Origin of the sequence: Streptomyces sp. NBC_00569 (assembly GCF_036345255.1) — a bacterium.
In the GTDB taxonomy this organism is placed as follows: domain Bacteria; phylum Actinomycetota; class Actinomycetes; order Streptomycetales; family Streptomycetaceae; genus Streptomyces.
Genome location: NZ_CP107783.1, coordinates 9,120,383 through 9,144,942, shown reverse-complemented (window position 1 = coordinate 9,144,942; position 24,560 = coordinate 9,120,383). Strand labels below are relative to the sequence as shown.

Sequence of the window (24,560 nt, the reverse complement as noted above, 5' to 3'; positions counted from 1 at the left end):
AAGTACCGCTAGCGCAGCGTGATGTACGGCTCGAAGGCGTCCAGCAGCAGCTCGCGCATCCGTGCCGCGTCCATGTCGCCCGTCCCCGCGAGGACCTGGATGGCCATGCCGTCGACCATGCTGGTGAAGCGGCTGGCCATGGCCTCCGTGTCCGCGCCCTGCGCCATCCCCTCCTGCTGGCAGGTCCGCAGCAGGTCGAGGACGATCTCGCGCCAGCGGACGTGGACCCCCTTCTGGCCTTCCCTGAGGGTCGGGTCGAGGATGGCCTCGTTCCACGACTGCACCCACACCGACCACTCGTCGGCGTCCTCGTCGGTCGTCGTCAGCTGTACCTCGATCAGCCGGCGCAGCTTCTCGACGGTGGTGTCGGCCGTCCTGAACTCCTCTTCGAGGCGCGCGTGGAAGCGGTCGGCGTAGAAGACGAGGGCGGCCCGCAGCGCGTGGTCCTTCGTCGGGAAGTGATAGTGGACGGTTCCGGTGCTGGTACCGCATGCGCGGGCGATGTCGGCGACCCGTACCTTGTGGAACCCGCGGCGGGCGATGAGGCGGGCGGTGGCTTCCAGGATCTGGGCGCGGCGGAGGTCGGCGTCCACGGCGTCGGCGCGGCGGCGGGCCGGCTGCCCGCCACCCGCTCCGCCGCGCGCGAGGGGCGGCCTTCCCGCGCCGGTCCGCAGATACCGCTGCGACACCTTGCCGACCTGCGCGATCGCGGCGACCTCGTGGTCCTGGAGACGGCGGTTGCCGCGCAGGGCCTTGGACAGCGCGGTGGGATCCATGCCCACGCGGTCGGCGAATTCCCGCTGGCTGATGGGCGCCGAAAGCACCACGAGCCGCGCCCGGTCCGCGAGGGTAGCGGTCTCGTCCGCGATGTCCTCCGCCCCGCCTTGGATCGACGTCATTGCGCTGGGTCCGTTCAGCCTTCCGCTTGCGATGAGAGTGCCGACACGACCTCGTCGGCCGCTCGCAGGCCCGACGAAATGGCACCGTCGATGTAGCCGTTCCACACACTAGCCGTCTCCGTTCCGGCCCAGTGCACGGTCCCGGTGGGTTCCCGCCAGCCGCGACGCCCGTATCCCGTCCAGCCGCCGGGAGTTACGTACGCCTCGTAGCCGCCCCTCGCGAAAGTGTCCCGCGACCAGACCTTCTCCGTGTAGTCGAGCGGGCGTGCCGCGCGCTCCCCGACGACGGTGGTGAAGCTCGCCAGGACGGCCGCGCGGCGGCGGGCGTCGTCGAGGTCGTTCCAGTCGCTGACGCGGTCGCCGTACACGAAGCCGACGAGCACGCCCCGGGAGGCGTCGTCCGGCGAGTTGTCGAACACGACGCCGACCGGTCCGTCGTCGTAGAGCGTGGCGACGCCCGAGAGTCCGGCGGACCGCCAGAACGGGTCGTCGTACACCGCGTGGACCTTGGCGACGCGTCCCATCGGACTGTGGGACAGCCAGCCGTCCCTGCTGACGGGGAGCCCGGGGGTGAAGCGGATGGTGCGGACCGCCTGAGGCGGCAGCGCGACGATCGCCCTGCGGGCCTCGAACACGGTGGACGCCGTCCTCACGCGGACGCCGCCCTCGTCGTACTCGATCGACTGCACCTGCTCGCCGAGCCGGACGCGCCCGCCGAGCAGGTCGGCGACGGCGCGGGCCGGACCCGCCGCACCGGTGACGAAACGGCTGTCCTGGGCGCAGCCCCGCGTTTCCATGAGCTGCTCGTACCCGCCGGCGGCGGCGATGTAGAACAGCACGTGGAACAGGGAGATCTCGTACGGCTCCGCGCACCACAGGCCCTGCACGGCGAGTGCCAGGCGGCGCCGGGCGTCGGGGTCGTCGGTCTGCGCACGGAAGAACGACTCGGCCGTCTGGGCGTCCCACTCCGTGAACCGGCGTGTGCGCCAAGGCTGTTGGGTGTCCACCGTCCGGGCGAGCTCGTCGAGGACCTCGCTGACGCGGGTGTACTCCGCGATGCCGGGGCCGTCGGCCGGCGCCGCGCCGAGGTAGGGCACGGTGCCGCCGTCGTGCCACACCTCGACGTGCTTGCCCGTCTCCCACGTCGGGAAGGTGGCGCAGCCGAAGCGGTCCGCGAGGGCGAGCAGATGTGTCTGGGTCGGGCCGACCCACTGGCCGCCGTGATCGAGTGTCACGCCGTCGGCCCGGATCTCGGTGAGCACGCGGCCACCCACCCGGTCGGCGGCTTCGACGAGTGTGAAGTCGACGCCCGCGTCGTGGAGTCGAAGAGCTGCGGCCAGCCCCGCGTAGCCGCCACCCACGACGACCACCTCGGATTCGACCAGGTCCATTTCGGTCTGTTCCCACATGGCCGCAGAGCATGTAGCAAGACTGATCCATCAGTCAATCGTTGCGATGATTCTGTCCGGAAACCTTGACACACTCTCCCCCGTCAGCATCATTGACCCACGCATCAATCTTGCGATTCGCCGCCCACCCCGGACAGGGGGTTCGCCCATGGCAACGTCACCTGACACCACTTCGGAAGCCGCACCCGACAGCTCGCAGGAAAAGGGCCTGCGCACCGGTGCCCTCGGCATGACCACGAGCCTGATCCTCTCGGTGGCATCCGCCGCCCCCGCCTACAGCCTCGCCGCGACGCTCGCGTTCATCGTCGCCTTCGTCGGATTCCAGGCGCCGTCGATCGTCGTGCTCGCATTCGTCCCGATCCTGTTCGTCTCCTTCGGCTACGCCGCCCTCAACCGCCAGGAGCCGGACTGCGGAACCATCTTCACCTGGGCCACCCGCGTCCTCGGACCGCGCGTCGGCTTCATGGGCGGCTGGGCCATCATCACCTCGTTCACCCTCGTGATGGCCAGCCTGGCCCAGGTCGCCGGCCAGTACGTGTTCATCCTCTTCGGCGCGAAAGGCATCGGGTCCGACCCGTCCAGCCCCTGGGTCCTCCTGGTAGGACTCGGCTGGATCGCCCTCATGACGGCGGTCTGCTACCGCGGCATCGAGGTGGCCGCCGCCGTCCAACGCGCCCTGCTCTTCCTCGAGTTCGCCATGCTCGCGGCCTTCTCGGTGGTCGCCCTCGTACGCGTCTACACCGGGAACGCCGGCGCCGGCGCACGGCATCCGCACTGGTCCTGGCTCAACCCGTTCGAGATCTCCTCACCGAGCGCATTCGTCAGCGGCCTCGTCCTCATGTTGTTCATCTACTGGGGCTGGGAGACCGCGCTCACCGTCAACGAAGAGACCACCGACCGGCACCGGACACCCGGCGTCGCCGCCGTCTCCTCCACGGTCATGCTGCTCGTCCTCTACCTCGTCGCCACCGTGGCGACCCTGGCCTTCGCCGGCATCGGCACGACCGGCGCGGGGCTCGGCAACCCCGACAACTTCGGTGACGTCTTCTCCGCCATCGGCAAGGCCGTCTTCGGCGACAGCGGCCTCGGCTCCTTCCTGTGGCATCTACTCGTCCTGATGGTGCTGTCCTCCGCCGCCGCGTCCACCGAGACGACCGTGCTCTCCCTGGGGCGCACGCTCCTGGCCATGGGCGGCCGCGGAGCCGCGCCGCGCATCTTCGCCAAGGTCCACCCGCGCTACTCGATCCCGCAGTTCAGCACCATCGCCACCGGAGCCGCCGGAGCGGTCTGCTACGTCGTCATGAACTTCCTGAGCCACGGCCAGGTCATCGGCGACGCCGTCTCCTCCTGCGGGCTCATGATCGCGTTCTACTACGGCCTCACGGGTCTCACCTCGGCCTGGGCCCACCGCACCGAGTGGCGACACAGCGCCGCCGACTTCTGGCTGCGCCTCACCCTGCCCGCGATCGGCGGCCTGACCCTTGTCGCGGCCGGGCTGTGGAGCCTGAAGAACGACTGGGACCCGGCGAACAGCTACACGTCCTGGACCCTCCCCTTCGCGCCCCACTGGCGCATCGGCGGAGTCTTCGTCATCGGAGTCGGGACGCTCCTCCTCGGCTACCTGCTGATGCTGGCGTACGGGCGCATCGCACCACGGTTCTTCACCGGCACACCCCAGGAGACCGAGGCCGTCGCCGGACAACGGCCCCCGCACGAGCGCATCCCTCAGTGAACGTCACAGCCCCTCAGTAACCCTCCCACCACGGAGTTCGCCATGCCCTACCCCGTACGCGACGCGCTCGGCCTGTCCGCCGAGCAGCACGACTTCATCCGGCTCGCCCGCGACTTCGCCGCCGCCGAGATCCGTCCCCGCGCCCGCGCCGTGGACGACGCCCAGACCGAGTCGCCGCTGGACCTGTGGGACAAGGCCGCCAGGACGGGCCTGGCCGCTTTCATGATCCCCGCGGAGTTCGGCGGCGGCGGAGTGACCGACATGGTCACCCAGGTGCTCGTCCAGCAGGAGCTGTGCCACGGCGACATCGGCATCGGGAACCTGCTGACCTCCAGCGGCTTCTTCGCCGATCCCGTCCTCGAACTCGGCACACAGGCGCAGAAGGAGCGGTGGCTGCGGCCGCTCACCACCGACACACCCCCGTTGACCGCGCTCGCCGTCACCGAACCCGACCACGGCTCGGACGCCGCCGGCATCCGCACCCGCGGGGTGCGCGACGGCGATCACTACGTGCTCAGCGGCCAGAAGGCGTGGATCTCCAACGCCCCCTACGCACAGCGGTTCGTCGTGTTCGCCACGGTCGACCCGTCGCTCCGCGCGCGCGGCGTGACCGCGTTCGTCGTCGACCGGGACACGCCCGGACTGACCGTGGGCAGGCCGATGCGCAAGATGGGGCAGCGCGCCATCGTCAACGCCGAGGTGTTCCTCGACGACGTACGCGTCCCCGCCGCAGACCGGCTCGGCGCCGAGGGCCAGGGATTCTCCGGGCTGATGCGCACCTTCGACGCCTCCCGGATCCTGATCGGCGCGTCCTGCGCGGGCCTGTGCCGGGCCGCTCTCGACCTGGCCGTGGAGTACGCCCAGGAACGCGTGCAGTTCGGCGTGCCCATCATCGAGCACCAGGCGGTCGCGTTCCGGCTCGCCGACATGGCGACCCGCGCCGACACCGCCCATCTGGTGACGATGCGCGCGGCACGCCTCTTCGACCAGGGCGAGAAGGTCACCGCCGAGTCGGCGATGGCGAAGCTGACCGGCTCGGAGAACGCCATGTTCAACACGTGGGCCGCCGTGCAGACACTGGGCGGCTGGGGCTACTCGCAGGAGTTTCTCGCCGAGAAGTGGATGCGGGACGCGAAGCTGGAGGAGATCGAGGAAGGCACCTCCGACATCCAGCGGCTGGTCATCTCCCGGGCGCTCGCGAAGTCATGACCACTCTCGACGTCTTCCGCGCCCCGGAGTCGGTCGCCGTCGTCGGCGCCACCGACAACCCGGCCAAGTGGGGCCACTGGCTCGCCCGGGGCGCCGTCGCGGGCGCGCACCGGCGCCGCGTGCACCTCGTCAACACGCGTGGCGGCCAGGTCCTCGACCACCCCGCCCTCCCTGACCTCGACGCGCTGCCCGAGGTTCCCGATCTCGTCGCCTTTGCCGTACCTGCCGCCGCCCTGGCCGGCGGTGTCTCCCAAGCCGTCGCGCTCGGTGTGCCCGGGCTGCTCGCGATCACCGCGGGCGTCGAGGACGAGGCCGCGATCGGTGATGTCATCGCCGCGAGCGGGACCCGGCTGCTCGGGCCGAACTGCCTCGGTCTCTACGACGCGTCGAGCGAACTGGCACTGGCCTGGGGCCGGTTCACGCCCGGCAGCCTCGCGATCGTGTCGCAGAGCGGACAGCTGGGCCTGGAGATCGCAGGGATGGCCGCGAGCGCCGGCATCGGTGTCTCCAGATTCGTCTCCGTCGGCAGTCAGCTCGACGTGAGCGCCGCCGAACTGCTCGCCGACCTGGCCCACCACGAAGCCACCCGCATCGTCGCCGTCTATCTGGAGAGCTTCGGCGACGGCGAGCGGCTTCTGGACGCCCTGGACCACCTGCGTGAGGCGGGCAAGCCGGTGCTCCTTCTGACGGTCGGCGCCAGCAGGGCCGCACAGCAGGCGGCCCGTTCGCACACCGGATCCATGACGTCGGGCATCGACGTCGTGGACGCCGCCTGCCGCACGGTCGGCGCAGTCCGCGTCGACACACCGGCCCAACTCGTGGACACAGCACAGCTGTTGAGCAGATGCGCGCCGGTTCGGGGGCGTCGGGTCGCGATCGTGGCCGACAGCGGCGGACAGGGGGCCCTCGCCGCGGACACCGCGTCGCGGCTCGGTCTGACCGTCGCCGAGTTCCCCCCGGCGGTCCAGGAGCGCCTCGCGGACCGGCTGCCGCCGCACGCAGCGGTCGCCAACCCTGTCGACCTCGCCGGCGCGGGCGAGGACGACATCTCCACGTACGCGTCGACACCGGCGGTCCTCGCCGACAGCTCGGTCACCGACGCCGTCGTACTCAGTGGCTACTTCGGCAGCTACGGTCGCGACATCCCCGAGCACCAGGCGGCCGAGTCGCAGGTCGCACGGGCCATCGGCTCCCTGGCAGCCGAGCGGGCGATTCCGGTCGTGGTCCACTCGATGGCTGAACACACCGAAACAGTGCAGGAGTTGCACGCGGCCGGGGTGCCGACCTTCGCCGACGTCGAGGCGGCGCTACGGGCGGTGGCGACGGCGCACCGCTTCACTCAGACACCCCGACCGCGCGCAGGCCGTGGGCCCGCGCGTGAGCGTCAAGTGCTTCCAGGCAGTGGGTATCTGGCCGCCCGACGGCTGCTGGCCGGCGCGGGAGTGCCGTTCCCGCCCGCGGTCGGGATTGCGCCGGGTGCGCCGGATCCTGGCGGCGCGATGCGGTCACTCTCGGCTCCGGTCGTACTCAAGGCCGACTGGCTGGAACACAAGACGGAGCACCGCGGTGTCGCGACCGGGCTGGTCGATACCGCCGCGCTCGGCGCCGCCTACGACGACATGGTGGCGCGGCTCGGGTCCCACGGGTACGTGGTCGAGGAGATGGACCGGCGCACCGACGTGGTAGAAGTGATCGTCGCCGCGCGACGCGACCCGTCGTTCGGTCCCGTCGTCGTGGTCGGCGCCGGCGGAGTCCAGGCCGAGCTCAGTCAGGACCTCGCGCTCGAACTCGCCCCCTGCTCCCACGACACCGCGCGCGAGGTGATCCGCCGGCTCCGGTCCTGGCCGCTGCTGGCCGGCTGGCGCGGCAAACGGCCGGTCGATGTCGACGCGCTGGCGGCGGTCGTCGTCGCGGTCTCCGAGCTGATCGCCGACCGTGGCGACATCGGCGAGATCGAGCTCAACCCGGTCCGCGTCTCACCGGACGGAGCCCTCGCGGTCGACGCCCTCGTCATAGCGGTACCGACGCCCGACGGCCCTTCCACTGCCTGACCGGGTTCCGGCCGGCGACCACCGGCCGGAACCCGGTGTTCACAAACTCGACCGTGTAGAGGTCTAGCCGCAGACCATTGAATGTCGGCACTCTTGCGCCCGTTGTGTCAGAACGTACGCGTGAGACAAGGGTGAACCGATGACACCGATCAGCCGCAGGGGTTTTGTCGCGCTGGGCGCCGGGATCGCGGCCGGCGCCGCGCTGCCCGCCACCAGAGCGGACGCAGCCACCACGGGCACCGTCAAGGACGTCAAGCACGTGGTGATCCTCATGCAGGAGAACCGCAGTTTCGACCACTACTTCGGCCGCCTCAAGGGCGTCCGCGGGTTCGGCGACCGCAGCGGCATCACGCTCTCCGGCGGGCAGCCCGTCTTCAACCAGCCGAACGGGCTGGGCCGCCAGTACCCATGGAAACTCAGCTCCACCCCGGCCGCGGGCGGCGTGGACGGCGAGACGCTCGCCCAGTGCAACGGCGACCTGCCGCACAGCTGGTCCTCTCAGCACTCCGCGTGGAACAAGGGCCGGCTCGACCACTGGGTCGCCGGCGTCGGCAACGTGCGCAGCCTCGGCTACCTGGACCGCGGCGACATACCGTTCCACTACGCGCTGGCCGACAACTACACCGTCTGCGACGCCTACTTCAGCTCCACCCTCAGCGCGACCGGGCCCAACCGCACCTACCTGTGGAGCGGCAAGGTCGACAGCTCCAGCCACGACGGCGGCGACGAGTCGGGGCTGACCTGGGAGACGTACGCCGAGGCGCTCCAGCGGGCCGGTGTCAGCTGGAAGGTCTACCAGAATGCCAATGACAACTACGGCGACAACGGCCTCGCCTACTTCTCGAAGATCGCCGGCGCCGAGCCCGGCGACCCGCTGCACGACCGCGGCATGGCCTCCGTCCCCGCGGTGACCGGTTCCACGCCCGACGACATCGCCGCCGCGATCAAGGCGGACGCGCTGGCCGGCAAGCTCCCCCAGGTCTCCTGGGTCGTCGCCAACCAGGCGTTCTCCGAGCACCCCTACGCCCCGCCCGGCGACGGAGCCCACTTCGTGGACCTCGTCCACCGCGCCCTGGCCGCGTCCCCCGAGGTGTTCGACTCCACCGTCCTCTTCCTCAACTACGACGAGAACGACGGCTTCTTCGACCACGTGCCCCCGCCGTCACCTCCCGCCGACACCGCCGGCGAGTTCCTCGACGGAACCCCCTTCGGCCTCGGCTTCCGTGTCCCGATGGTCGTCATGTCCCCCTGGACCAAGGGCGGTTGGGTCTCCTCGGAGGTCTTCGACCACACATCCGTCCTGCGGTTCATGGAGACCTGGACGACCGCCCTCGGCACCCCGGCGACCTGCCCCAACATCAGCGCGTGGCGCCGCAAGGTCACCGGCGACCTGACCGGCGTGTTCGACTTCACCCGGCCCGTGTACGGAATGCCGTCCGGCCTGCCCGCCACCAAGGTCATCGGGTACGACACCTGCGGCCCCCTGCCCAACCCCGCGCCGCAGACGAACGCCCTGCCCACCCAGGAACCCGGAACCCGCCCCGCGCGCGCCCTCCCGTACCAGCCGAACGGCAACCTCGACCACTTCGAGTTCGGCGCCGCCGGCAAGATCCTCGCGTGGTTCTCCATGGCGAACCAGGGCTCCCCCGCGCGCAGCGCCGCCCACCTCTCCATCCACCCGAACGCCTACCGCGACACGACGCCGTGGCAGTACACAGTCGACGCCGGCGGCACGGCCACGGACTTCTTCAACATCGGCACGGGCTCCGGGGCGGGCGCGTACGACATCACGATGGCAGGGCCGAACCGCTTCCTGCGCCGCTTCACGGGCGATGCCACGAAGGTGGGCAAGGCGCTCGAGGTCGCCGCCCGGTACGCCGTGGAGTCCGGCACCGGCAAGATGGCCATCTGGTTCAGGATGACCAACTCGGGCTCCGTGTCGGCCCAGTTCACCATCACGTCGAACAACTACCGCACGGACGGGCCGTGGAACTACACGGTCCCCGCCGGCGGCTCGACGGAGGACTTCTTCAACGCCGTGGCGAACCAGAACGGCTGGTACGACTTCACGATCACATCCAGCACGGACACGACGTGGTCCCGCCGCTACACGGGCCACATCGAGACCGGCGCGGCGTCCGTCAGCGGCTGATTCCCCGGGCGCGCCCGCCGCGTGCGATCCGGCGGGTCGGCCTGTCGGTCGGAGGGTCGGTCGGAGGGTCGGTCGGTCGGTCAACGGTCGGCCGGGAGCGGCCGGACCGGCCGACCCGGCACCGGGCCCTTGACCGGCCGACCGGTCGCCGGTTGAGACCGAACCGACGACGGTCAGTTCGCTGTCGCGGCCGAACGTCCGCGCCGAGGGGGCCCCGGCGCAGACGGACCGGGCGTCCGCCCCACCTCGACGACGATCTGGGGACCGCACCCGGCCTCGACCTGCTGACCGGTGCCGGCGCGGACCAGGACAACGGCGTCGAAGCCGCCCACGCCTACCGGCGCATGCTCGGTCACCCGAACCGTCGCCCCCCGGGAGCGCTCGGAGATCCGCGACCAGTGGGAGCAGCAGGCCCGGAAGGCGGCCGGTGACAGGGCGTGCGACACGTACGACACGGCGTACCACCGCTCCCTGACGGACGACGCCGAACACGGGCTCGCGCACGCGCTCCAGGGGCGCGCCGGTCCCTGAACCCCGCCTCACGAGACAGAGCCCGTCTCCCCGGATCGTAGGACCATTTGTGTACCCCGGCCCGCCGACACGTCCGCACGCTCGAACGGTGGCACGGTCCGCCATACGCTCACGCAGTGTTCAACGTGCCCGCTCTGGTCAAACGCCTGGTGATCGGCCGCGCCATGCGCAGCGAGGAACTGGGCGAGACCCTGCTGCCCAAGCGCCTCGCCCTGCCGATCTTCGCCTCCGACCCGCTCTCGTCGGTGGCCTACGCGACCCAGGAGATCCTGCTCGTCCTCACCCTGGGCGGACTCGCGTATCTGCACTTCACGCCATGGATCGCCGCGGCCGTGGTGGCGCTGATGGCGGTGGTCGTGCTCTCGTACCGGCAGGTCGTGTACGCGTATCCGAGCGGCGGTGGCTCCTACGAGGTCGCGTCCACCAACCTGGGGTCCTCGGCCGGTCTCGTGGTCGCTGCCTCGCTGCTGGTCGACTACGTGATGACGGTGGCGGTGTCCGTCGCCTCCGGCGTGGACAACATCATCTCGGCGCTCCCGGCACTGAACGACTACCGCGTCCTGCTGGCCGTCGGTTTCGTCGCCCTCCTCACCGCGATCAATCTGCGGGGCGTCCGCGAGTCGGGCAAGGCCTTCGCGGCACCCACATACCTCTTCATCGGCGGCGTACTGATCATGGTGATCACCGGCCTGATCCGGTATGCCCTGGGGGACGCGCCGGTCTCCGAGACCGCCGCGTACGGCATCACGCCCCAGAAGTCCGACACACATCTCGCGGGCCTGGCCCTGGTGATGCTCGTGCTGCGCGCCTTCTCCTCGGGGTGTACGGCACTGACCGGCGTGGAGGCGATCTCCAACGGCGTACCGGCCTTCCGCAAGCCCAAATCCAGGAACGCCGCAGCCACTTTGGCGGCCATGGGCCTCATCGCCGTCGTCATGTTCGTCGGTGTGACGACGCTCGCGCTGATCAGCAAGGTGCACATCACGGACGACGCGTGCCGATTGACGGGCCTCGACGGGGACTGCGGGAGCTACACGCAGCGCACGGTCATCGCGCAGGTGGCGGCCGCCGTGTTCGGCGGTGAGCACAGCGTCGGGTTCTTCTTCATCCAGGCCGCCACGGCTCTCGTCCTGATCCTGGCCGCGAACACCGCTTTCAACGGCTTCCCGATGCTGGCCTCGATCCTCGCCAAGGACCGTTTCCTGCCGCACCAGTTGCACAACCGGGGCGACCGGCTGGCGTTCTCCAACGGCATCCTCGCGCTGGCCGTCGTCGCCGCCGCGCTGCTCTGGGGCTTCAAGGCCAACGTCACCAGCCTCATCCACCTCTACATCCTGGGTGTGTTCACCTCGTTCACCCTGTCCCAGCTGGGCATGGTGCGGCACTGGAACCAGGAGCTGGCGACCGAGCACGACCCCGCGGTCCGCCGCCGTCACCACTCCGCCCGCGTCATCAACACCCTCGGCGCGTGCGTCACCGGCCTCGTCCTGCTGATCGTGCTCGTCACCAAGTTCACCGAGGGCGCCTGGCTGGCCGTTCTCGCCGCTACGGTGCTGTGGCTGATGATGCGCGGCATCCGCCGCCACTACGACACGACGTCCGAGGAGCTGGCCGTCGAGGACCCGCACGCCGAACTCGTGTCCCCCTCAAGGGTCTTGGCCATCGTCCTGGTCTCCAGACTCCACAAGCCCACGATGCGCGCCCTGGCATACGCGCGAGCCTCCCACCCCGACCGGCTGGAGGCGCTGACCGTGTCCGTCGACCGCGACGAGGTCTCCGCCCTGCGCGAGAGCTGGGACGACTACGGCATCGACGTACCGCTGAAGGTCATCGACTCCCCGTACCGCGAGGTGACGAGGCCCGTCGTCGAGTACGTGCGCGCCATCCGCCGGGACAGCCCCCGCGACATCGTCGCCGTCTTCATCCCGGAGTACGTGGTCGGCCACTGGTGGGAGAACCTGCTCCACAACCAGTCGGCACTCTGGCTCAAAAGCCGTCTTCTGTTCACGCCCGGGGTGATGGTGACGAGCGTTCCCTGGCAGCTCACCTCGTCCGCGCACGCCAACCACCCGGCCCGCCGGGCGCCCGGTTCCGTGCGCCGGGGCGAACCTCAGCGCCGGGCCGGTGCGGGCCGGTCGCGCGGCACCGGGCACGGCTGACGAACCGGGTACGACATCGATTCTGTGTCGCGCGGCGCCCCAGGGACTACATCCCGCCAAAACTGACGCAAACGAGCGTTGGGTCGGCACGAATGAGCGGGTAAGCAGGGGTCATGTACCTTCTGCCGATGAAATTTGGCCCACTCAACGCAAAAATCGACGTGCTGATAGTCGCTCTGGTCCTTTTCGCCGTCGTCTTCCTCTGGTTCAAGCGCTTCCTGCCCCGCATCAACGAGGTGCTGGCGGAGCGCGCCGACCGTACCGAAGGCGCCCTGGAACGCGCCGAGGCGATCCGGGCGGAGGCCTCCGCCGAGCACGCCGGCGCCCAGGCCCTGCTCGCCGAGGCCCGTCGTGACGCCGCCAGGGTCACGCAGGCGGCGCGCGAGGAAGGTGCGGCGCTGATAGCCGCCGCCCGCGAGGACGGACTGCGCGAACGCGAGGCGCTCCTCGCCGACGGCCAGGCCCTGATCGAGGCCGAACGGGCCGCGGCGGAGGCCGAACTGCGCCTCACCGTCCCCGAACTGGCCGCCGAACTGGCGAGCCGCATCATCGGGGAGCCCGTTTCGGCGGCAGCTCCCACGAACCCCTGAAACGCACGCCGCACGGGGCCACAACGCACCAGGGCCCGGATCCATTGGATCCGGGCCCTGGTCGGCAGTAGCGGGGACAGGATTTGAACCTGCGACCTCTGGGTTATGAGCCCAGCGAGCTACCGAGCTGCTCCACCCCGCGTCGGTAGACACCACCGTACGCCATCGGAGCAGCTACTCCTGACCACCTCCTGCCGGGACGGCAGGAACCGCTGCGGTCGGGGGCTACGCGCCGCTCGCCTTGAGCATGTCCTCACGCTCGACGATCTTCACGCGCTCACGGCCCTCGGGCTCGCCCAGCGCCTTCTCCGCGGCGTCCAGCCGGTACCAGCCGTCCCACGTCGTGTAGCGCACGTTCCGCTCGTCGAGGAAGGCGTCCACGGCCTCCGGGTCGGGCGCGGAGGGCGTGCTCAGACGGCCGTTCTCGCGGTCGTCCAGGAGGCTGGCGACCGTCTCGTTGGCGTCGCCCTTGGTGTGGCCGATCAGACCCACGGGACCGCGCCGGATCCAGCCGGTGACGTACGTCGACTGCAGGTGCTCGCCCGACTCCTCGATCACCCGGCCGCCCTTGTCCGGAACGGTGCCCGACGCCAAGTCCCAAGGCAGCTTGGGAAGTTCGTCGGACAGGTAACCCACGGCGCGGTAGACGCCCTGGACGTCCCAGTCCTTGAACTCGCCGGTTCCCTTGACGTTGCCGGTGCCGTCGAGGGCGGTCCGCTCGGTGCGCAGACCGGTCACTTCGCCGTTCTCGCCGAGGATCTCGGTCGGGGACTCGAAGAAGTGCAGGAACAGCTTGTGCGGCCGGGTACCGACGTCGCGGATGGCCCAGTTCTCGAGCGTCTTGGCGACCATGTCGGCCTGCTTGTTGCCGCGCCGCGTCGCGATCGAGCCGTCGTCGTAGTCGATGTCCTCGGGGTCGACGATGACCTCGATGTTCGGGGAGTGGTCGAGCTCCCGCAGCTCCATCGGGCTGAACTTCGCCTGCGCCGGACCGCGGCGGCCGAAGACGTGGACCTCCAGGGCCTTGTTCGCCTTGAGGCCGTCGTAGACGTTCGCCGGGATCTCGGTCGGCAGCAGCTCGTCCGCGGTCTTGGCCAGGATGCGGGCCACGTCGAGCGCGACATTGCCGACGCCCAGGACCGCGACCTTCTCCGCTTCGAGCGACCAGGTCCGCGGCACATCGGGGTGACCGTCGTACCAGGACACGAAGTCGGCGGCGCCGTACGAGCCGTCGAGGTCGATGCCCGGTATGTCGAGCGCGCGGTCGGCCGTCGCGCCCGTGGAGAAGATCACGGCGTCGTAGAACGAGCGCAGGTCGTCCAGGCTGATGTCGCCCGGGTAGTCGACGTTGCCGAAGAGACGGATCTGCGGCTTGTCGAGGACCTGGTGCAGGGCCGTGATGATGCCCTTGATCCGCGGATGGTCCGGCGCGACGCCGTACCGGATCAGACCGAACGGGGCCGGCATCCGCTCGAAGAGGTCGATGGACACACCAGGGTCTTCGGCCACCGCGGATTTCAGCAGCGCGTCAGCGGCGTAGATACCGGCAGGGCCGGCTCCCACAACGGCTACCCGCAGAGGGCGAGGCATGATCAGGTTCCCTTCGTGGCATGGGCACTCAACGGGAATCCTAAACTAAGGCAAACCTTAGTTAGTAGTCGGGCTGGGTCTATGACCCCATAAGGCGGCCTTATGGGTTCCTGCGGGTGGGCCTTATGGTCAGCCTCGGCCCTGCGCAGCCCGGGAGGCGGGACCGCCCGAAGCAGCGCAGGTGGGACGCGGGACCCGTCGCCGGGTGGCTGGCGGTGGACCGGCCGAGGCGCCGACGGGACGCGCGGCGAACCCGGCAGCGACTCCTCGGACGCCAAGAAGGAAGAGGCCGCGGCTCACGCGGGCGCGTACCCGAAGGAGCACACCGTCGACAGAGAATAGGGCGTGCCCCGCCCGGTCCAGTGCCCCTCCGTCAGATGACGCCGCGCCACCGCCGCCCCCGGCCGCCCGGCCCGGGATTCCGTTCCCGCAGAGCGCGGCTCGACGACGCGGACCGGTTCGTGACGACCACGGCGGACTTCTTGGGGTAGGCGGAGAGGCGCGTCCGGGACTTCCGTGATCCTGCGGCCTACGAACGCGTGACGCGAACGCACCCCTCCGCAGGTCAGTGGTCGGAGTAGCTGAAGTCGCCGACGGTCCAGGCGCTCACGTCCTGGATCGCGACGCGGTACATGCCGCCCGTTTCGGGGATGCCGACGGTGCCCTGAAGGATCCGGGCCACGTGGAAGTGCAGATGAGTGGGGGCGAGGCCGTCATCGGTCTCGCCCCGCAGCTGTTCATCGGGCTTCTCGTCGGCGGTGAAGATCTCCGAGAAGGAACCGAGGTGGTCCGAGTCCGTCAGGACCTCCGAGACGCGCTGCCTCCACACGGCCTCGGGGGCGAGGCGTCCGGTGATCACAGCACCACTGGTCACCACAGTCAGGGACATCTGATTGCTCTGCTCGGACTCCACCATGCCGGCGATATCGACGAGCAGTTCGTCAGGGTTCGACATGAGAGCGGATTCTAACGGCAGACACCTCCGGGGAGGGCCCCGACGCCCCAACTTCCCCAGGGGCACAGCCCCAGCGGTTCGGGCGCGCCCGCTCCGCCTCACGCGCTCCGGCTCGCCGGCGCACGCCTCACGGCCGGGGCCACGGCCGGCCGCCCAGGCGCTCGATGTCCATGTTGAAGCGCCTCAGGTAGGTGGTGAAGGCCGCGATGTCCTCGTCCGCCCAGTCGGTCATGACGCGGTCCAGGCTGCCCACGATGTGATCGCGTTCCTCGTCGAGGACGCGCGCGCCCTTGTCCGTGATGCGGAACTTGCGGGCCATGCCGCCCTCGGGATCGGGGATGCGCTCCACCAGTCCGGCGCGCATCGCGGCGGCGGTCTGCCGGTTCAGGGTGGAGGCGTCGAGCCCGAACGCGTCGCTGAGCTCGCCGATGGACATGGGCCCCTGCACCCGAATGCGGCTCAGCAGGATGTAGGCGCTGCGCTCAAGGGTGCCGTTCTCGGGGCGCCCGCCTTTGTGGTGGACGAGTCCGTGTCGGCTGAGCAGCATCTGCTCGTATTCGAGCTCGTACGTGGGCCTGGCCATGCGTCCGCTGCCTCCTGCTGTCGTTCCGCGGCGTCGCACCGCGCGTTCGTGACACCCCCGCCCCCATCGTCGCACAGCCGAATGTAGCCACCACACAATGTGCCCCATGCATTCGATGTGTACGATGCACATCGGTACATCGATCCGCACAGGCATTCCACACGGGGCATTCCGCACGCCACCCCGACGGACATACCGACCGGCCATGCGACCGGCCTCGCCGCCGGCGCCCCACAGAAGACCCGAATCCCGCAGACACGCAAGGAGCCCCTTGATGGACGCCCCCCAGCCGACGGCACGCGCCGGCGGCGTGGTCGCCACTCTGGCTTTCGCCGGCACCACAGCCGCGATCATGCAGACCCTGGTCACCCCGCTCATCGCGGAGCTGCCCAAGATCCTTCACACCACGTCGTCGAACGCCGCCTGGGTCATCACCGTGACCCTGCTGGTGGGAGCCGTGTGCGTGCCGGTCACCGGACGTCTCGGCGACCTGCTCGGCAAGCGCCGCATGCTGCTCGCGTGCTCGGTGCCGCTCGTGGCGGGCTCCGTGGTGTGCGCACTGTCGTCCTCCGTCGTGCCGATGATCGTCGGACGCGGCCTGCAAGGCATGGGGATGGGCATGGTGCCGCTGGGCATCGCCCTCCTGCGGGACGTGGTGGCGAAGGAGAAGCTCAGCTCCTCGATCGCCCTGGTCAGCGCGTCCATGGGCATCGGCGGCGGCCTCGGCCTGCCCATCGCCGCCGCAGTGGCCCAGTACGCCGACTGGCGGGTGCTGTTCTGGGGTTCGGCCGTCCTTGCCGTGCTGATCGCCGCCCTGATCTGGTTCCTCATTCCGGACGTCCCGGCGAGCGCCAAGGGTCAGCGCTTCGACACACCCGGCGCGCTCGGCCTCGGTGTCGGCCTGGTCTGCCTCCTCCTCGCGGTCTCCAAGGGCGCCGAATGGGGCTGGGGCTCGGCGACGACGCTCGCGCTCTTCGCCGCGGCCGTCCTCGTCCTGCTGGCCTGGGGCCGGTGGGAGACACGCACCCGGGACCCGCTGGTCGACCTGCGCACGACCGCCCGGCCCCGCGTGCTGTTCACGAACGTCGCCTCGATCTTCGTCGGCTTCGGCATGTACGCGAGCATGCTCGTGATCCCGCAGCTGCTGCAGTTCCCCGAGGCGACCGGCTACGGCCTGGGTCAGTCGATGCTCGCGGCGGGCCTGTGGATGGCGCCCGGCGGCATCATGATGATGATCGTCTCCCCGCTCGGCGGGAAGCTCACCGACGCCCGGGGCCCGAAGTTCACGCTCATCTGCGGTGTCCTGGTGATCGCCGCCGGATACGGTCTGTCGCTCGCGCTGATGGGCTCCGGCCCGGGTCTCATGGTGGTCTGCATGGTCATCAACAGCGGCGTCGGACTCGCCTACGGCGCCATGCCCGCGCTCATCATGAGTTCGGTGCCGCTCTCCGAGACCGCCGCCGCCAACGGCTTCAACACGCTGATGCGCTCCCTCGGCACCTCGGTCGGCGCCGCAGTGATCGGCGTGATCCTCTCCCAGATGACGACCACCATGGGCGGCTACAGCTTCAGCTCCGAGGCCGGTTTCCGTACGGCTCTGATGGTCGGCGGAGGCGTCGCGCTCGTCGCCGCGCTGATCGCCGCGGTCATCCCGGCCGTACGCGCCACCCCTGTCGAAACGGGCACCGAAGCGGCTGCCGCACCGACCGAGGTCAAGGCGTAGGCAGGGCTCCAGAAACTGGACTTGCGGGTCCAATTTCATCGGAGCACAGTCGGCCTCACGGTCCGGACGAACGGACCGCCGGGCCGGTTCGGGCGGTGTTCCCGACCGGCTCGGCACGCGGGAGAACCGAGACTGAGGAGAGCCGGCCATGGGTGGACGTCTGCAGGACAAGACCGCACTCGTCACGGGGTCAACCAGCAACATCGGAAAGGCGATCGCCGAGGCGTTCGCCGCCGAGGGGGCCCACGTCGTCGTATCGGGGCGCAATCGGGCACGCGGCGCGCACGTCGTCGAGGGCATCCGCGCGGCCGGAGGGCGGGCCGACTTCGTCGAGGCCGACCTCGACGGCAGCGCGGACGCCTCCCGCCGCCTCGCGGAGCAGGCCCGTGAGGCGCTGGGCGGGCGCCTCGACGTGCTGGTGAACAACGCGGGCATCTACCCGCCCGGGAGCACCACCACGACGGACGAGAAGACCTTCGACCACGTCTACGCGGTGAATGTGAAGGCACCCTTCTTCCTGACGGCGGATGTCGCCCCGCAGATGGCACGCGACGGTGGCGGAGTCATCGTCAATCTCGGCTCCTGGATCGCCCGCCTCGGCGTCCCGGTGGGGTCGCTCTACAGCTCCACCAAGGGAGCCATGGAGACGCTCACGCGCGCGTGGTCGGCGGAGTTCGGCCCGCAGGGGGTGCGGGTGAACGCGATCTCGCCCGGTGTGATCGTCCCCCGCGCGGCCGAGGGCGGCGAGCCGCATCCGGGCGAAATCATGATGAAGGGCACGCCGTTCGGCACGATCGGCACTCCCGAGGCCATCGCGCACGCCGCGGTCTGGCTGGCCTCGGACGAGTCGGCGTTCGTCCACGGTACGGTCGTGGACGTCGACGGCGGCCGCGCCGGCGCCGCCGTGATCGCCGCGTAGCACCGGCCGGCACCTGTTCCTGGCGGAACCGTCGCGTCCGCGGATCGTCAATGGCCTAGCGTGGCCCCACAGTTCGAGTGGGCGCCACGCTCGCTCGTTGTCCACCCCCGGCGATTGAGACGTGATCACGGCATGCCCCTCCGCCCCCACACCCCCCACCCCGTGCCCTCCCAGGGCGAACGCGCCCTGCAGGCCCACCTGGGTACGAGCGAGCGCGCCGATGACTTCTACGACCGTCAGGTCCAGCCCCGTCTGACGCCGGCGATGAATGAGTTCATCGCCCGGCAGACCATGGTGTTCCTGTCCACGGCAGACGCACGTGGTCACTGCGACGCGAGTTTCCGCGCCGGGCCGCCCGGGTTCGTCGCCGTCCTCGACGACCTCCACCTGGCCTACCCGGAGTACCGGGGCAACGGAGTGATGGCCAGCGCGGGCAACATCACCGAGAACCCCCACATGGGTCTGCTCTTCATCGACTTCACCCATGACCACATAGGGCTGCATGTGAACGGATCGGCCCAACTGGTCAGCGATCGTGAGCTACGCGCCATCTGCCCCACCCTGCCCAGGGATTCCGCCCCGGGACGGCAGGCCGAGATGTGGATACACATCACCGTGCAGGAGGCGTACGTCCACTGCTCCAAGCACATTCCCCACCTGGAACCCGCACACCAGCCGAACCGAAGGGCCCCCGGACGCCCCAAGGACGGCGACTACTTCACCGAGCAGATGTCCCACGCCTACCTGGGACAGGGATAGGTCAGGTTTCGGCCGGTCCACGCCGCTTCCCCCGACGGGGGGCATAACCGGAGCGGACGAGGGCACACGCTCTGCACGTGACCGACACGAAAGGCAGGGACATGACGGCAAGTTCGGTGCACGCTCATGACGATGCGCGAACGCAGGCCACGACGACGCACGACGCCGACGCGACCGTCGGCGCGGCTGGGCTTCCGTGGGTCGAAGACGCCGGCAAGGTCGCGCCCAAGGACGCACGGGATCTCTCCAAGGTGTTCTTCGAGCAGCTCCAGGTACTCGAAGAGGGCACCGAGGACTACCAGTACGCCCGTAACACGCTGATCGAGATGAACCTCTCCCTCGTCCACTTCGCGGCGTCCCGCTTCCGCCACCGTGGCAGTGGTGAGATGGAGGACATCGTGCAGGTCGGGACCATCGGCCTGATCAAGGCGATCGACCGGTTCGACCTGTCGCGCGAGGTCCAGTTCACCTCCTTCGCCGTCCCGTACATCGTCGGCGAGATCAAGCGCTTCTTCCGCGACACCAGCTGGGCCGTCCATGTGCCGCGCCGCCTCCAGGAGTTGCGCGTCGACCTGGCCAAGGGCAAGGACGAGCTGTCCACCGTCCTGGACCACGAACCGACTCCCAAGGAGCTCGCCGAACACCTGGAGCTCAGCGAGGACGAGGTCATCGAGGGCCTCGTCGCCTCGAACGGCTACACCGCGGGGTCCATCGACATGCCGAGTGATCCCGGCGAGCACCCGACCGACGCCTCCAGGACGTTCGCCGACGTGCTCGGCGAGCCGGATCCGGCCATGGAGACGGTGGAGGACCTCCACACGCTGGCACCGCTCCTGGAACAGCTCGACGGCCGTGAGCGCCGCATCCTCGAGATGCGGTTCGGCCAGGAGATGACCCAGTCGGAGATCGGCGCCGAGATCGGCGTGTCCCAGATGCACGTCTCCCGGCTCCTGAACCGCACCCTCACCAAGCTCAGAACAGGCATGTTCGCCTGACACGGAGGGGCTCCACGATGATCCAGGTCGCGGATATCCGTGAGTGGCGCTCCTACGACGTCGTCGACCCGGACGGCCGCAGGATCGGCGCGCTCGAGGCGGTCTACGTGAACACCCGGACAGACGAGCCGGCCATGGCCACCGTCCTGATCGGCCTCCCCACGCGGCACAGGCTGGTCTTCGTACCGCTGGACGGCACGGTCGTCGGGCCGACCTACGTCAAGGTCGACTACGCGAAGGCGCTGGTCAAGGAGTGCCCGTCGATCGGCACGGACGACGTGCTGCCCGCCGAGGACGAGGAACCTCTGTTCCGGCACTACGGACTGCCGTACGAGCCCGGGACGAAGGGGGAGCGGCAGCTCGCCCGTCGCTGACGCGCGCCGCCCCACACCCATCCGTTGGGCCTGCGGCTACGGATTCGTCATGATGGCCTCGCAGCGCCGGGCCGCGTGGCCGGGTCACGACGAAGGGGAGACAGCGTGCTCGTATGGGACGACGATCCGCGATCGGCACTCGTGGCACCCGTGACCGTCGGACCGCCGCGGGCCGCGGTGCTCCTCCTGCACGGCGGCAGCTCCGAAGGGACGGAAGCGGTGCCGTGGCTGAGTCTCGCGGGTGCGCGCATGCGTCCGTTCGCCCGGGCCGTCGAGCGGGCGTGCGAGGGCCAGGGGCTGTTGGTGGGGAGCGTCCGCTATCGCTGCCGGGGCTGGAACGGTGAGCGCGAGGATCCGCTGAGGGACGCGCTGCGGGCGCTCGACGAACTGGCCGTACGCGCCGGGGACGTGCCGACCGTGCTGGTCGGTCATTCCATGGGCGGACGTGCGGCGCTGCGCGCCGGCGGGCACCGGCTCGTCCACGGCGTGGTGGGACTCGCTCCATGGTGTCCGGAGAGTGAGCCGGTGACACAGTTGCGCGGCCGGCGCGTGGTGCTGCTCCACGGCGACCGGGACCGCACGACGGATCCCGCGGCCTCCGTCGACTACGCCGACCGGGCCTCCGCCGCGGGCGCCGAGGCCTGCACGCTGCTGATGCCGGGCGGCGACCACGCGATGCTGCGGCAGGCCGGTTCCTGGCACCGCCAGACCGGCCGGATCGTGAGCGGCCTGCTCGGGTTCGCGCCGCTCCCCACCGACGTCGCCGACCGTCTGGCCCTCAACGGCCTTACGCCGTAGGTGTTCTCCCACGCATGACGTGACAGGTGCGCCTCCGGGCGCTCCGCCGAACGGGCGACAGCGAATCCTTTCGGCTTCTGTCGCCGGCGTGACGGGAGGGCCCATGGGCGAAGCTGCCATGGACCTCCCCCGAGCACCGAATGATGAGGCTGTCCATGCGCCGTCGCTCCACCGTTGCCGCTTCCCTCGCCGCGTTCGCTCTCGCGCTGGCCCTTCCGGCCTCCGCCCAGGCCGCCACCGGGGACTTCTCGTACAAGTTCGTCGGGCTCAACGGCCGACCGCAGTCGGTCACCCTTCACGAGCTGCCGACCCGTCAGTGCGTCACCCTCCCCGAGGTCGCGGACCCGAGCTCCTCCGAACCGGCGTTCGCCCCGCACAACGACACGGACGAGTGGGCCCTGGTCTTCACCGGGCCCGACTGCGAGGGCGACTCCTGGACACTGCGTCCGCACGGCAGGCCGACCACCGACGCCCTCAAGCTCCGCTCGGTGTTCCTCACCACCCCGGTACAGGACTGACCGACCGTACGGCGGCGAGGGGCGCCCCGGCCCCTCTCCCTGCTGGTCCACGCGGACTTCCTCAGCACCAGTTCGGGCTCGAAGATCAGGGACGTTCGAAACACGACCTGGTCGCGCACAAGAACCTGACGATCCGCACCATGCTCCGCGCCGCCGGACCCAAGCCCGCCCCTGACAAGCCAGGCAGCTTCCTGCCTAACGGGGCCGCAGCGAAGAGTGGACTCAACCGCTCGATCTTGGATGTCGGATGGGGGTGTTCCTGACGATCCTGGCCGCCGAGGTTGAAAGCGCCGGACGGGAAGTGATCGCCGTGGACCCCCGTAACACCTCCCGGCGGTGTCCCGCATGCGGGCACACCACCAAGGGGAACCGGCCCACGCAGGGAAAGTTCCGCTGCGTCTCGTGCGGCCACACAGCGCACACGCCGACACGGTGGACGCCCTGAACGTTCTACGAGCCGGGCTGGTCCGTCAGACGCCCAACCGGCATAGCGAGAAACCCCTCGTTCACGAGAGGCGCTCTTCGAGTCCGAGTGTTGCGGCAGTGACGCGAGACTTCAAGGGACGGTCAACGTCGCTTCGTTTAAAGGGTGTTGGCCCTTGGAGGCCGGCTGGGTGGGTCGACTCGAGCCCCAACAGCCTCACGCCCGCCACTAATTTCAATGATTCTGGATTTAAGTCTTGACGCACCGTTCACACAGATGAAGCATTCGACCGCAAGAGAGCGCTCCCACCCCCCTCATTCGTTCATTTACTGAACCAGGAGAGTCGCCCTATGCTCACGCCCCCCACGAACCCCTCGACCACGTCCAGTTCATCCACAGCCGGTGCCGTCGCCCCCTCGCGCCGGACCGTTCTCGGCGTCATGGCGGCGACCGCGGCCACCGTTCCCGGCCTCCTCGCACTCGGATCCCCCGCCTCCGCGGCACCCGCCGCCGACCCGCTGCCCGGCGGCGGTGACCTGGGCCCCAACGTGATCGTGTTCGACCCCTCCACCTCTGGCATCCAGGCCAAACTGGACGAGATCTTCAAGCAGCAGGAGTCCGCACAGTTCGGCTCCGGCCGCTACGCGTTCCTGTTCAAGCCAGGCACCTACAGCGGCCTCAACGCCCAACTCGGCTTCTACACCTCGATCGCCGGTCTCGGCCTCTCACCCGACGACACCTCGATCAACGGCGATGTCACGGTCGACGCCGGCTGGTTCAACGGCAACGCCACCCAGAACTTCTGGCGCTCCGCCGAGAACCTCGCCCTCACCCCCGTCAACGGCACCAACCGGTGGGCCGTCGCCCAGGCCGCGCCGTTCCGTCGCATGCACGTCAGAGGCGGCCTCAACCTCGCCCCCGACGGCTACGGGTGGGCCAGCGGCGGCTACATCGCCGACAGCCGCATCGACGGCACCGTCGCGCCGTACTCGCAGCAGCAGTGGTACACCCGCGACAGTTCCGTCGGCGGCTGGACCAACGCCGTCTGGAACATGGTGTTCTCCGGCGTCGAGGGCGCCCCCGCCCAGAGCTTCCCGGACCCGCCGTACACCACGCTCGACACCACGCCGGTGTCCCGCGAGAAGCCCTTCCTGTACCTCGACGGCGCCGACTACAAGGTCTTCCTGCCCGAGAAGCGCACCGACGCGCGCGGCACGACCTGGGGCGGCGGCACACCCCGGGGCACCTCGCTCGCGCTCACCCAGTTCTACGTGGCGAAGCCCGGTGTCACCGCCGCCACCCTCAACGCGGCGCTCGACCAGGGCCTCAACGTCCTTCTCACGCCCGGGATCTACCACCTCGACGCGGCGATAGAGGTGAAGCGCGCCAACGCCGTGGTCCTCGGCCTCGGTTACGCCACCCTCATCCCTGACAACGGTGTCACGGCGGTGAAGGTCGCCGACGTCGACGGGGTGCGCCTCGCCGGGTTCCTGATCGACGCGGGCGCGGTCAACTCGCAGACGCTGCTGGAAGTCGGGCCCTCCGGAGCGTCCGCCGACCACTCGGCCAACCCCGTCACCGTCCAGGACGTCTTCGTGCGGATCGGCGGCGCGGGCCCCGGCAAGGCAACCACCAGCATCGTCGTCAACAGCCGGCACACGATCATCGACCACACCTGGGTCTGGCGCGCCGACCACGGTGACGGCGTCGGCTGGGAGACCAACCGCGCCGACTACGGCGTGCGCGTCAACGGCGACGACGTGCTGGCCACCGGCCTGTTCGTCGAGCACTTCAACAAGTACGACGTGTACTGGGCCGGCCAGCGCGGCCGCACGATCTTCTTCCAGAACGAGAAGGCGTACGACGCCCCGAACCAGGCCGCCGTCCAGGACGGCAACGTCAAGGGTTTCGCCGCGTACAAGGTCGCCGACTCCGTGACCACGCACGAGGGCTGGGGACTCGGCAGCTACTGCAACTACACGTCGGACAACACCATCCGCCAGGACCACGGCTTCGCCGCGCCCAACACGTCGGGGGTGAAGTTCCACGACCTGCTCGTCGTGTCCCTGGGTGGCCAGGGCCAGTACGAGCACGTCATCAACGACATCGGCGCTGCCACGTCCGGCACGTCCACCGTGCCCTCGACCGTGGTCGCGTACCCCTGACCTCACCCGTGAGGGGCGACGGACC

General features: G+C 69.8%; 20 protein-coding genes, 1 tRNA gene and 1 pseudogene. 16 read left to right on the top strand and 6 right to left on the bottom strand.

The genetic code is table 11. The annotated features are described in order from the left end of the window. Positions 1-8 precede the first annotated feature (8 nt). Both OHO83_RS41310 and OHO83_RS41305 read right to left on the bottom strand, forming a co-directional pair. Positions 9-899: a TetR/AcrR family transcriptional regulator gene (locus OHO83_RS41310; protein ID WP_266666445.1), complete on the bottom strand. Its 891-nt coding sequence runs from the start codon at positions 897-899 to the stop codon at positions 9-11. Positions 900-913: 14 nt separating this feature from the next. Beyond that, entirely contained in the window at positions 914-2,308 is a 1,395-nt protein-coding gene (locus tag OHO83_RS41305) for a flavin monoamine oxidase family protein (RefSeq protein ID WP_266666447.1), read from the bottom strand. Between the two features lie 148 nt (positions 2,309-2,456). Between OHO83_RS41305 and OHO83_RS41300 the strand changes: the two genes are divergently transcribed. From OHO83_RS41300 to OHO83_RS41270, 7 genes are all read left to right on the top strand, one after another. After that, positions 2,457-4,040, top strand: a complete 1,584-nt coding sequence (locus tag OHO83_RS41300; RefSeq protein ID WP_266666449.1) for an APC family permease — start codon at positions 2,457-2,459, stop codon at positions 4,038-4,040. A 42-nt stretch (positions 4,041-4,082) separates the two neighbouring features. Further along, positions 4,083-5,249: an acyl-CoA dehydrogenase family protein gene (locus tag OHO83_RS41295; RefSeq protein WP_266666451.1), complete on the top strand. Its 1,167-nt coding sequence runs from the start codon at positions 4,083-4,085 to the stop codon at positions 5,247-5,249. Beyond that, entirely contained in the window at positions 5,246-7,300 is a 2,055-nt protein-coding gene (locus OHO83_RS41290; protein ID WP_330280629.1) for an acetate--CoA ligase family protein, read from the top strand. The genes OHO83_RS41295 and OHO83_RS41290 overlap by 4 nt, the downstream gene beginning before the upstream one ends. A 139-nt stretch (positions 7,301-7,439) precedes the next feature. Then, positions 7,440-9,452, top strand: coding sequence for a phosphocholine-specific phospholipase C (locus OHO83_RS41285; RefSeq protein WP_266666455.1), 2,013 nt, complete (start codon positions 7,440-7,442; stop codon positions 9,450-9,452). 291 nt (positions 9,453-9,743) lie between these two features. Then, a complete protein-coding gene (locus tag OHO83_RS41280) occupies positions 9,744-9,983 on the top strand; it encodes a hypothetical protein (protein ID WP_266666457.1) in 240 nt (79 codons plus the stop codon). A gap of 164 nt (positions 9,984-10,147) precedes the next feature. Then, positions 10,148-12,142 carry an APC family permease gene (locus OHO83_RS41275; RefSeq protein ID WP_405638426.1) on the top strand — a complete coding sequence of 665 codons (1,995 nt, stop codon included), beginning with the start codon at positions 10,148-10,150 and terminating at the stop codon, positions 12,140-12,142. A 128-nt stretch (positions 12,143-12,270) separates the two neighbouring features. Then, the gene (locus tag OHO83_RS41270; RefSeq protein ID WP_266666461.1) at positions 12,271-12,732 is read left to right on the top strand and encodes a F0F1 ATP synthase subunit B family protein; all 462 of its coding nucleotides are present in this window, start codon (positions 12,271-12,273) and stop codon (positions 12,730-12,732) included. 68 nt (positions 12,733-12,800) lie between these two features. On the opposite strand, the gene OHO83_RS41265 is transcribed toward OHO83_RS41270, so the two are convergent. The 4 genes from OHO83_RS41265 to OHO83_RS41250 all read right to left on the bottom strand — a co-directional run bounded on the left by OHO83_RS41265 (position 12,801) and on the right by OHO83_RS41250 (position 15,860). Then, positions 12,801-12,874 (bottom strand) — tRNA-Met (locus OHO83_RS41265). An 83-nt stretch (positions 12,875-12,957) separates the two neighbouring features. After that, entirely contained in the window at positions 12,958-14,322 is a 1,365-nt protein-coding gene (locus OHO83_RS41260) for an FAD-dependent oxidoreductase (RefSeq protein ID WP_266666463.1), read from the bottom strand. A 565-nt stretch (positions 14,323-14,887) separates the two neighbouring features. Next, complete coding sequence (locus OHO83_RS41255; protein WP_266666465.1) at positions 14,888-15,277, bottom strand: hypothetical protein; 390 nt, start codon at positions 15,275-15,277, stop codon at positions 14,888-14,890. A 127-nt stretch (positions 15,278-15,404) separates the two neighbouring features. Then, positions 15,405-15,860 (bottom strand): MarR family winged helix-turn-helix transcriptional regulator, encoded by a 456-nt coding sequence (locus tag OHO83_RS41250; RefSeq protein ID WP_227292924.1) that lies wholly within the window; start codon positions 15,858-15,860, stop codon positions 15,405-15,407. A 274-nt stretch (positions 15,861-16,134) separates the two neighbouring features. Here OHO83_RS41250 and OHO83_RS41245 point away from each other — a divergent pair, with 274 nt between their 5' ends. The 9 genes and pseudogenes from OHO83_RS41245 (at position 16,135) to OHO83_RS41205 (ending at position 24,535) form a co-directional block, all read left to right on the top strand. Further along, on the top strand, positions 16,135-17,583 hold the full coding sequence (locus OHO83_RS41245; protein ID WP_266666470.1) for an MFS transporter: 1,449 nt from the start codon (positions 16,135-16,137) through the stop codon (positions 17,581-17,583). Positions 17,584-17,731: 148 nt separating this feature from the next. Continuing rightward, complete coding sequence (locus OHO83_RS41240; RefSeq protein ID WP_266666472.1) at positions 17,732-18,502, top strand: SDR family NAD(P)-dependent oxidoreductase; 771 nt, start codon at positions 17,732-17,734, stop codon at positions 18,500-18,502. Between the two features lie 132 nt (positions 18,503-18,634). After that, a complete protein-coding gene (locus OHO83_RS41235; RefSeq protein ID WP_266666474.1) occupies positions 18,635-19,261 on the top strand; it encodes a pyridoxamine 5'-phosphate oxidase family protein in 627 nt (208 codons plus the stop codon). A 101-nt stretch (positions 19,262-19,362) separates the two neighbouring features. Continuing rightward, positions 19,363-20,256, top strand: a complete 894-nt coding sequence (locus tag OHO83_RS41230; protein WP_405638424.1) for an RNA polymerase sigma factor SigF — start codon at positions 19,363-19,365, stop codon at positions 20,254-20,256. Between the two features lie 17 nt (positions 20,257-20,273). Further along, positions 20,274-20,630, top strand: coding sequence for a PRC-barrel domain-containing protein (locus tag OHO83_RS41225; RefSeq protein WP_266666478.1), 357 nt, complete (start codon positions 20,274-20,276; stop codon positions 20,628-20,630). A 105-nt stretch (positions 20,631-20,735) separates the two neighbouring features. Further along, the gene (locus OHO83_RS41220) at positions 20,736-21,428 is read left to right on the top strand and encodes an alpha/beta hydrolase (protein ID WP_266666480.1); all 693 of its coding nucleotides are present in this window, start codon (positions 20,736-20,738) and stop codon (positions 21,426-21,428) included. 155 nt (positions 21,429-21,583) lie between these two features. Continuing rightward, on the top strand, positions 21,584-21,946 hold the full coding sequence (locus OHO83_RS41215; RefSeq protein ID WP_266666482.1) for a hypothetical protein: 363 nt from the start codon (positions 21,584-21,586) through the stop codon (positions 21,944-21,946). A 101-nt stretch (positions 21,947-22,047) separates the two neighbouring features. Next, a pseudogene (locus OHO83_RS47135) lies at positions 22,048-22,414 on the top strand (zinc ribbon domain-containing protein); the annotation flags it as partial. A 306-nt stretch (positions 22,415-22,720) separates the two neighbouring features. After that, positions 22,721-24,535: a coagulation factor 5/8 type domain-containing protein gene (locus tag OHO83_RS41205; RefSeq protein WP_266666484.1), complete on the top strand. Its 1,815-nt coding sequence runs from the start codon at positions 22,721-22,723 to the stop codon at positions 24,533-24,535. Positions 24,536-24,560 lie beyond the last annotated feature (25 nt).

Coding starts and splice junctions, on each gene's coding strand:
- OHO83_RS41310 (WP_266666445.1), bottom strand. CDS start 899: ATGACGTCGATCCAAGGCGGGGCGGAGGACATCGCGGACGAGACCGCT.
- OHO83_RS41305 (WP_266666447.1), bottom strand. CDS start 2,308: ATGTGGGAACAGACCGAAATGGACCTGGTCGAATCCGAGGTGGTCGTC.
- OHO83_RS41300 (WP_266666449.1), top strand. CDS start 2,457: ATGGCAACGTCACCTGACACCACTTCGGAAGCCGCACCCGACAGCTCG.
- OHO83_RS41295 (WP_266666451.1), top strand. CDS start 4,083: ATGCCCTACCCCGTACGCGACGCGCTCGGCCTGTCCGCCGAGCAGCAC.
- OHO83_RS41290 (WP_330280629.1), top strand. CDS start 5,246: ATGACCACTCTCGACGTCTTCCGCGCCCCGGAGTCGGTCGCCGTCGTC.
- OHO83_RS41285 (WP_266666455.1), top strand. CDS start 7,440: ATGACACCGATCAGCCGCAGGGGTTTTGTCGCGCTGGGCGCCGGGATC.
- OHO83_RS41275 (WP_405638426.1), top strand. CDS start 10,148: ATGCGCAGCGAGGAACTGGGCGAGACCCTGCTGCCCAAGCGCCTCGCC.
- OHO83_RS41270 (WP_266666461.1), top strand. CDS start 12,271: ATGAAATTTGGCCCACTCAACGCAAAAATCGACGTGCTGATAGTCGCT.
- OHO83_RS41260 (WP_266666463.1), bottom strand. CDS start 14,322: ATGCCTCGCCCTCTGCGGGTAGCCGTTGTGGGAGCCGGCCCTGCCGGT.
- OHO83_RS41255 (WP_266666465.1), bottom strand. CDS start 15,277: ATGTCGAACCCTGACGAACTGCTCGTCGATATCGCCGGCATGGTGGAG.
- OHO83_RS41250 (WP_227292924.1), bottom strand. CDS start 15,860: ATGGCCAGGCCCACGTACGAGCTCGAATACGAGCAGATGCTGCTCAGC.
- OHO83_RS41245 (WP_266666470.1), top strand. CDS start 16,135: ATGGACGCCCCCCAGCCGACGGCACGCGCCGGCGGCGTGGTCGCCACT.
- OHO83_RS41240 (WP_266666472.1), top strand. CDS start 17,732: ATGGGTGGACGTCTGCAGGACAAGACCGCACTCGTCACGGGGTCAACC.
- OHO83_RS41235 (WP_266666474.1), top strand. CDS start 18,635: ATGCCCCTCCGCCCCCACACCCCCCACCCCGTGCCCTCCCAGGGCGAA.
- OHO83_RS41230 (WP_405638424.1), top strand. CDS start 19,363: ATGACGGCAAGTTCGGTGCACGCTCATGACGATGCGCGAACGCAGGCC.
- OHO83_RS41225 (WP_266666478.1), top strand. CDS start 20,274: ATGATCCAGGTCGCGGATATCCGTGAGTGGCGCTCCTACGACGTCGTC.
- OHO83_RS41215 (WP_266666482.1), top strand. CDS start 21,584: ATGCGCCGTCGCTCCACCGTTGCCGCTTCCCTCGCCGCGTTCGCTCTC.
- OHO83_RS41205 (WP_266666484.1), top strand. CDS start 22,721: ATGCTCACGCCCCCCACGAACCCCTCGACCACGTCCAGTTCATCCACA.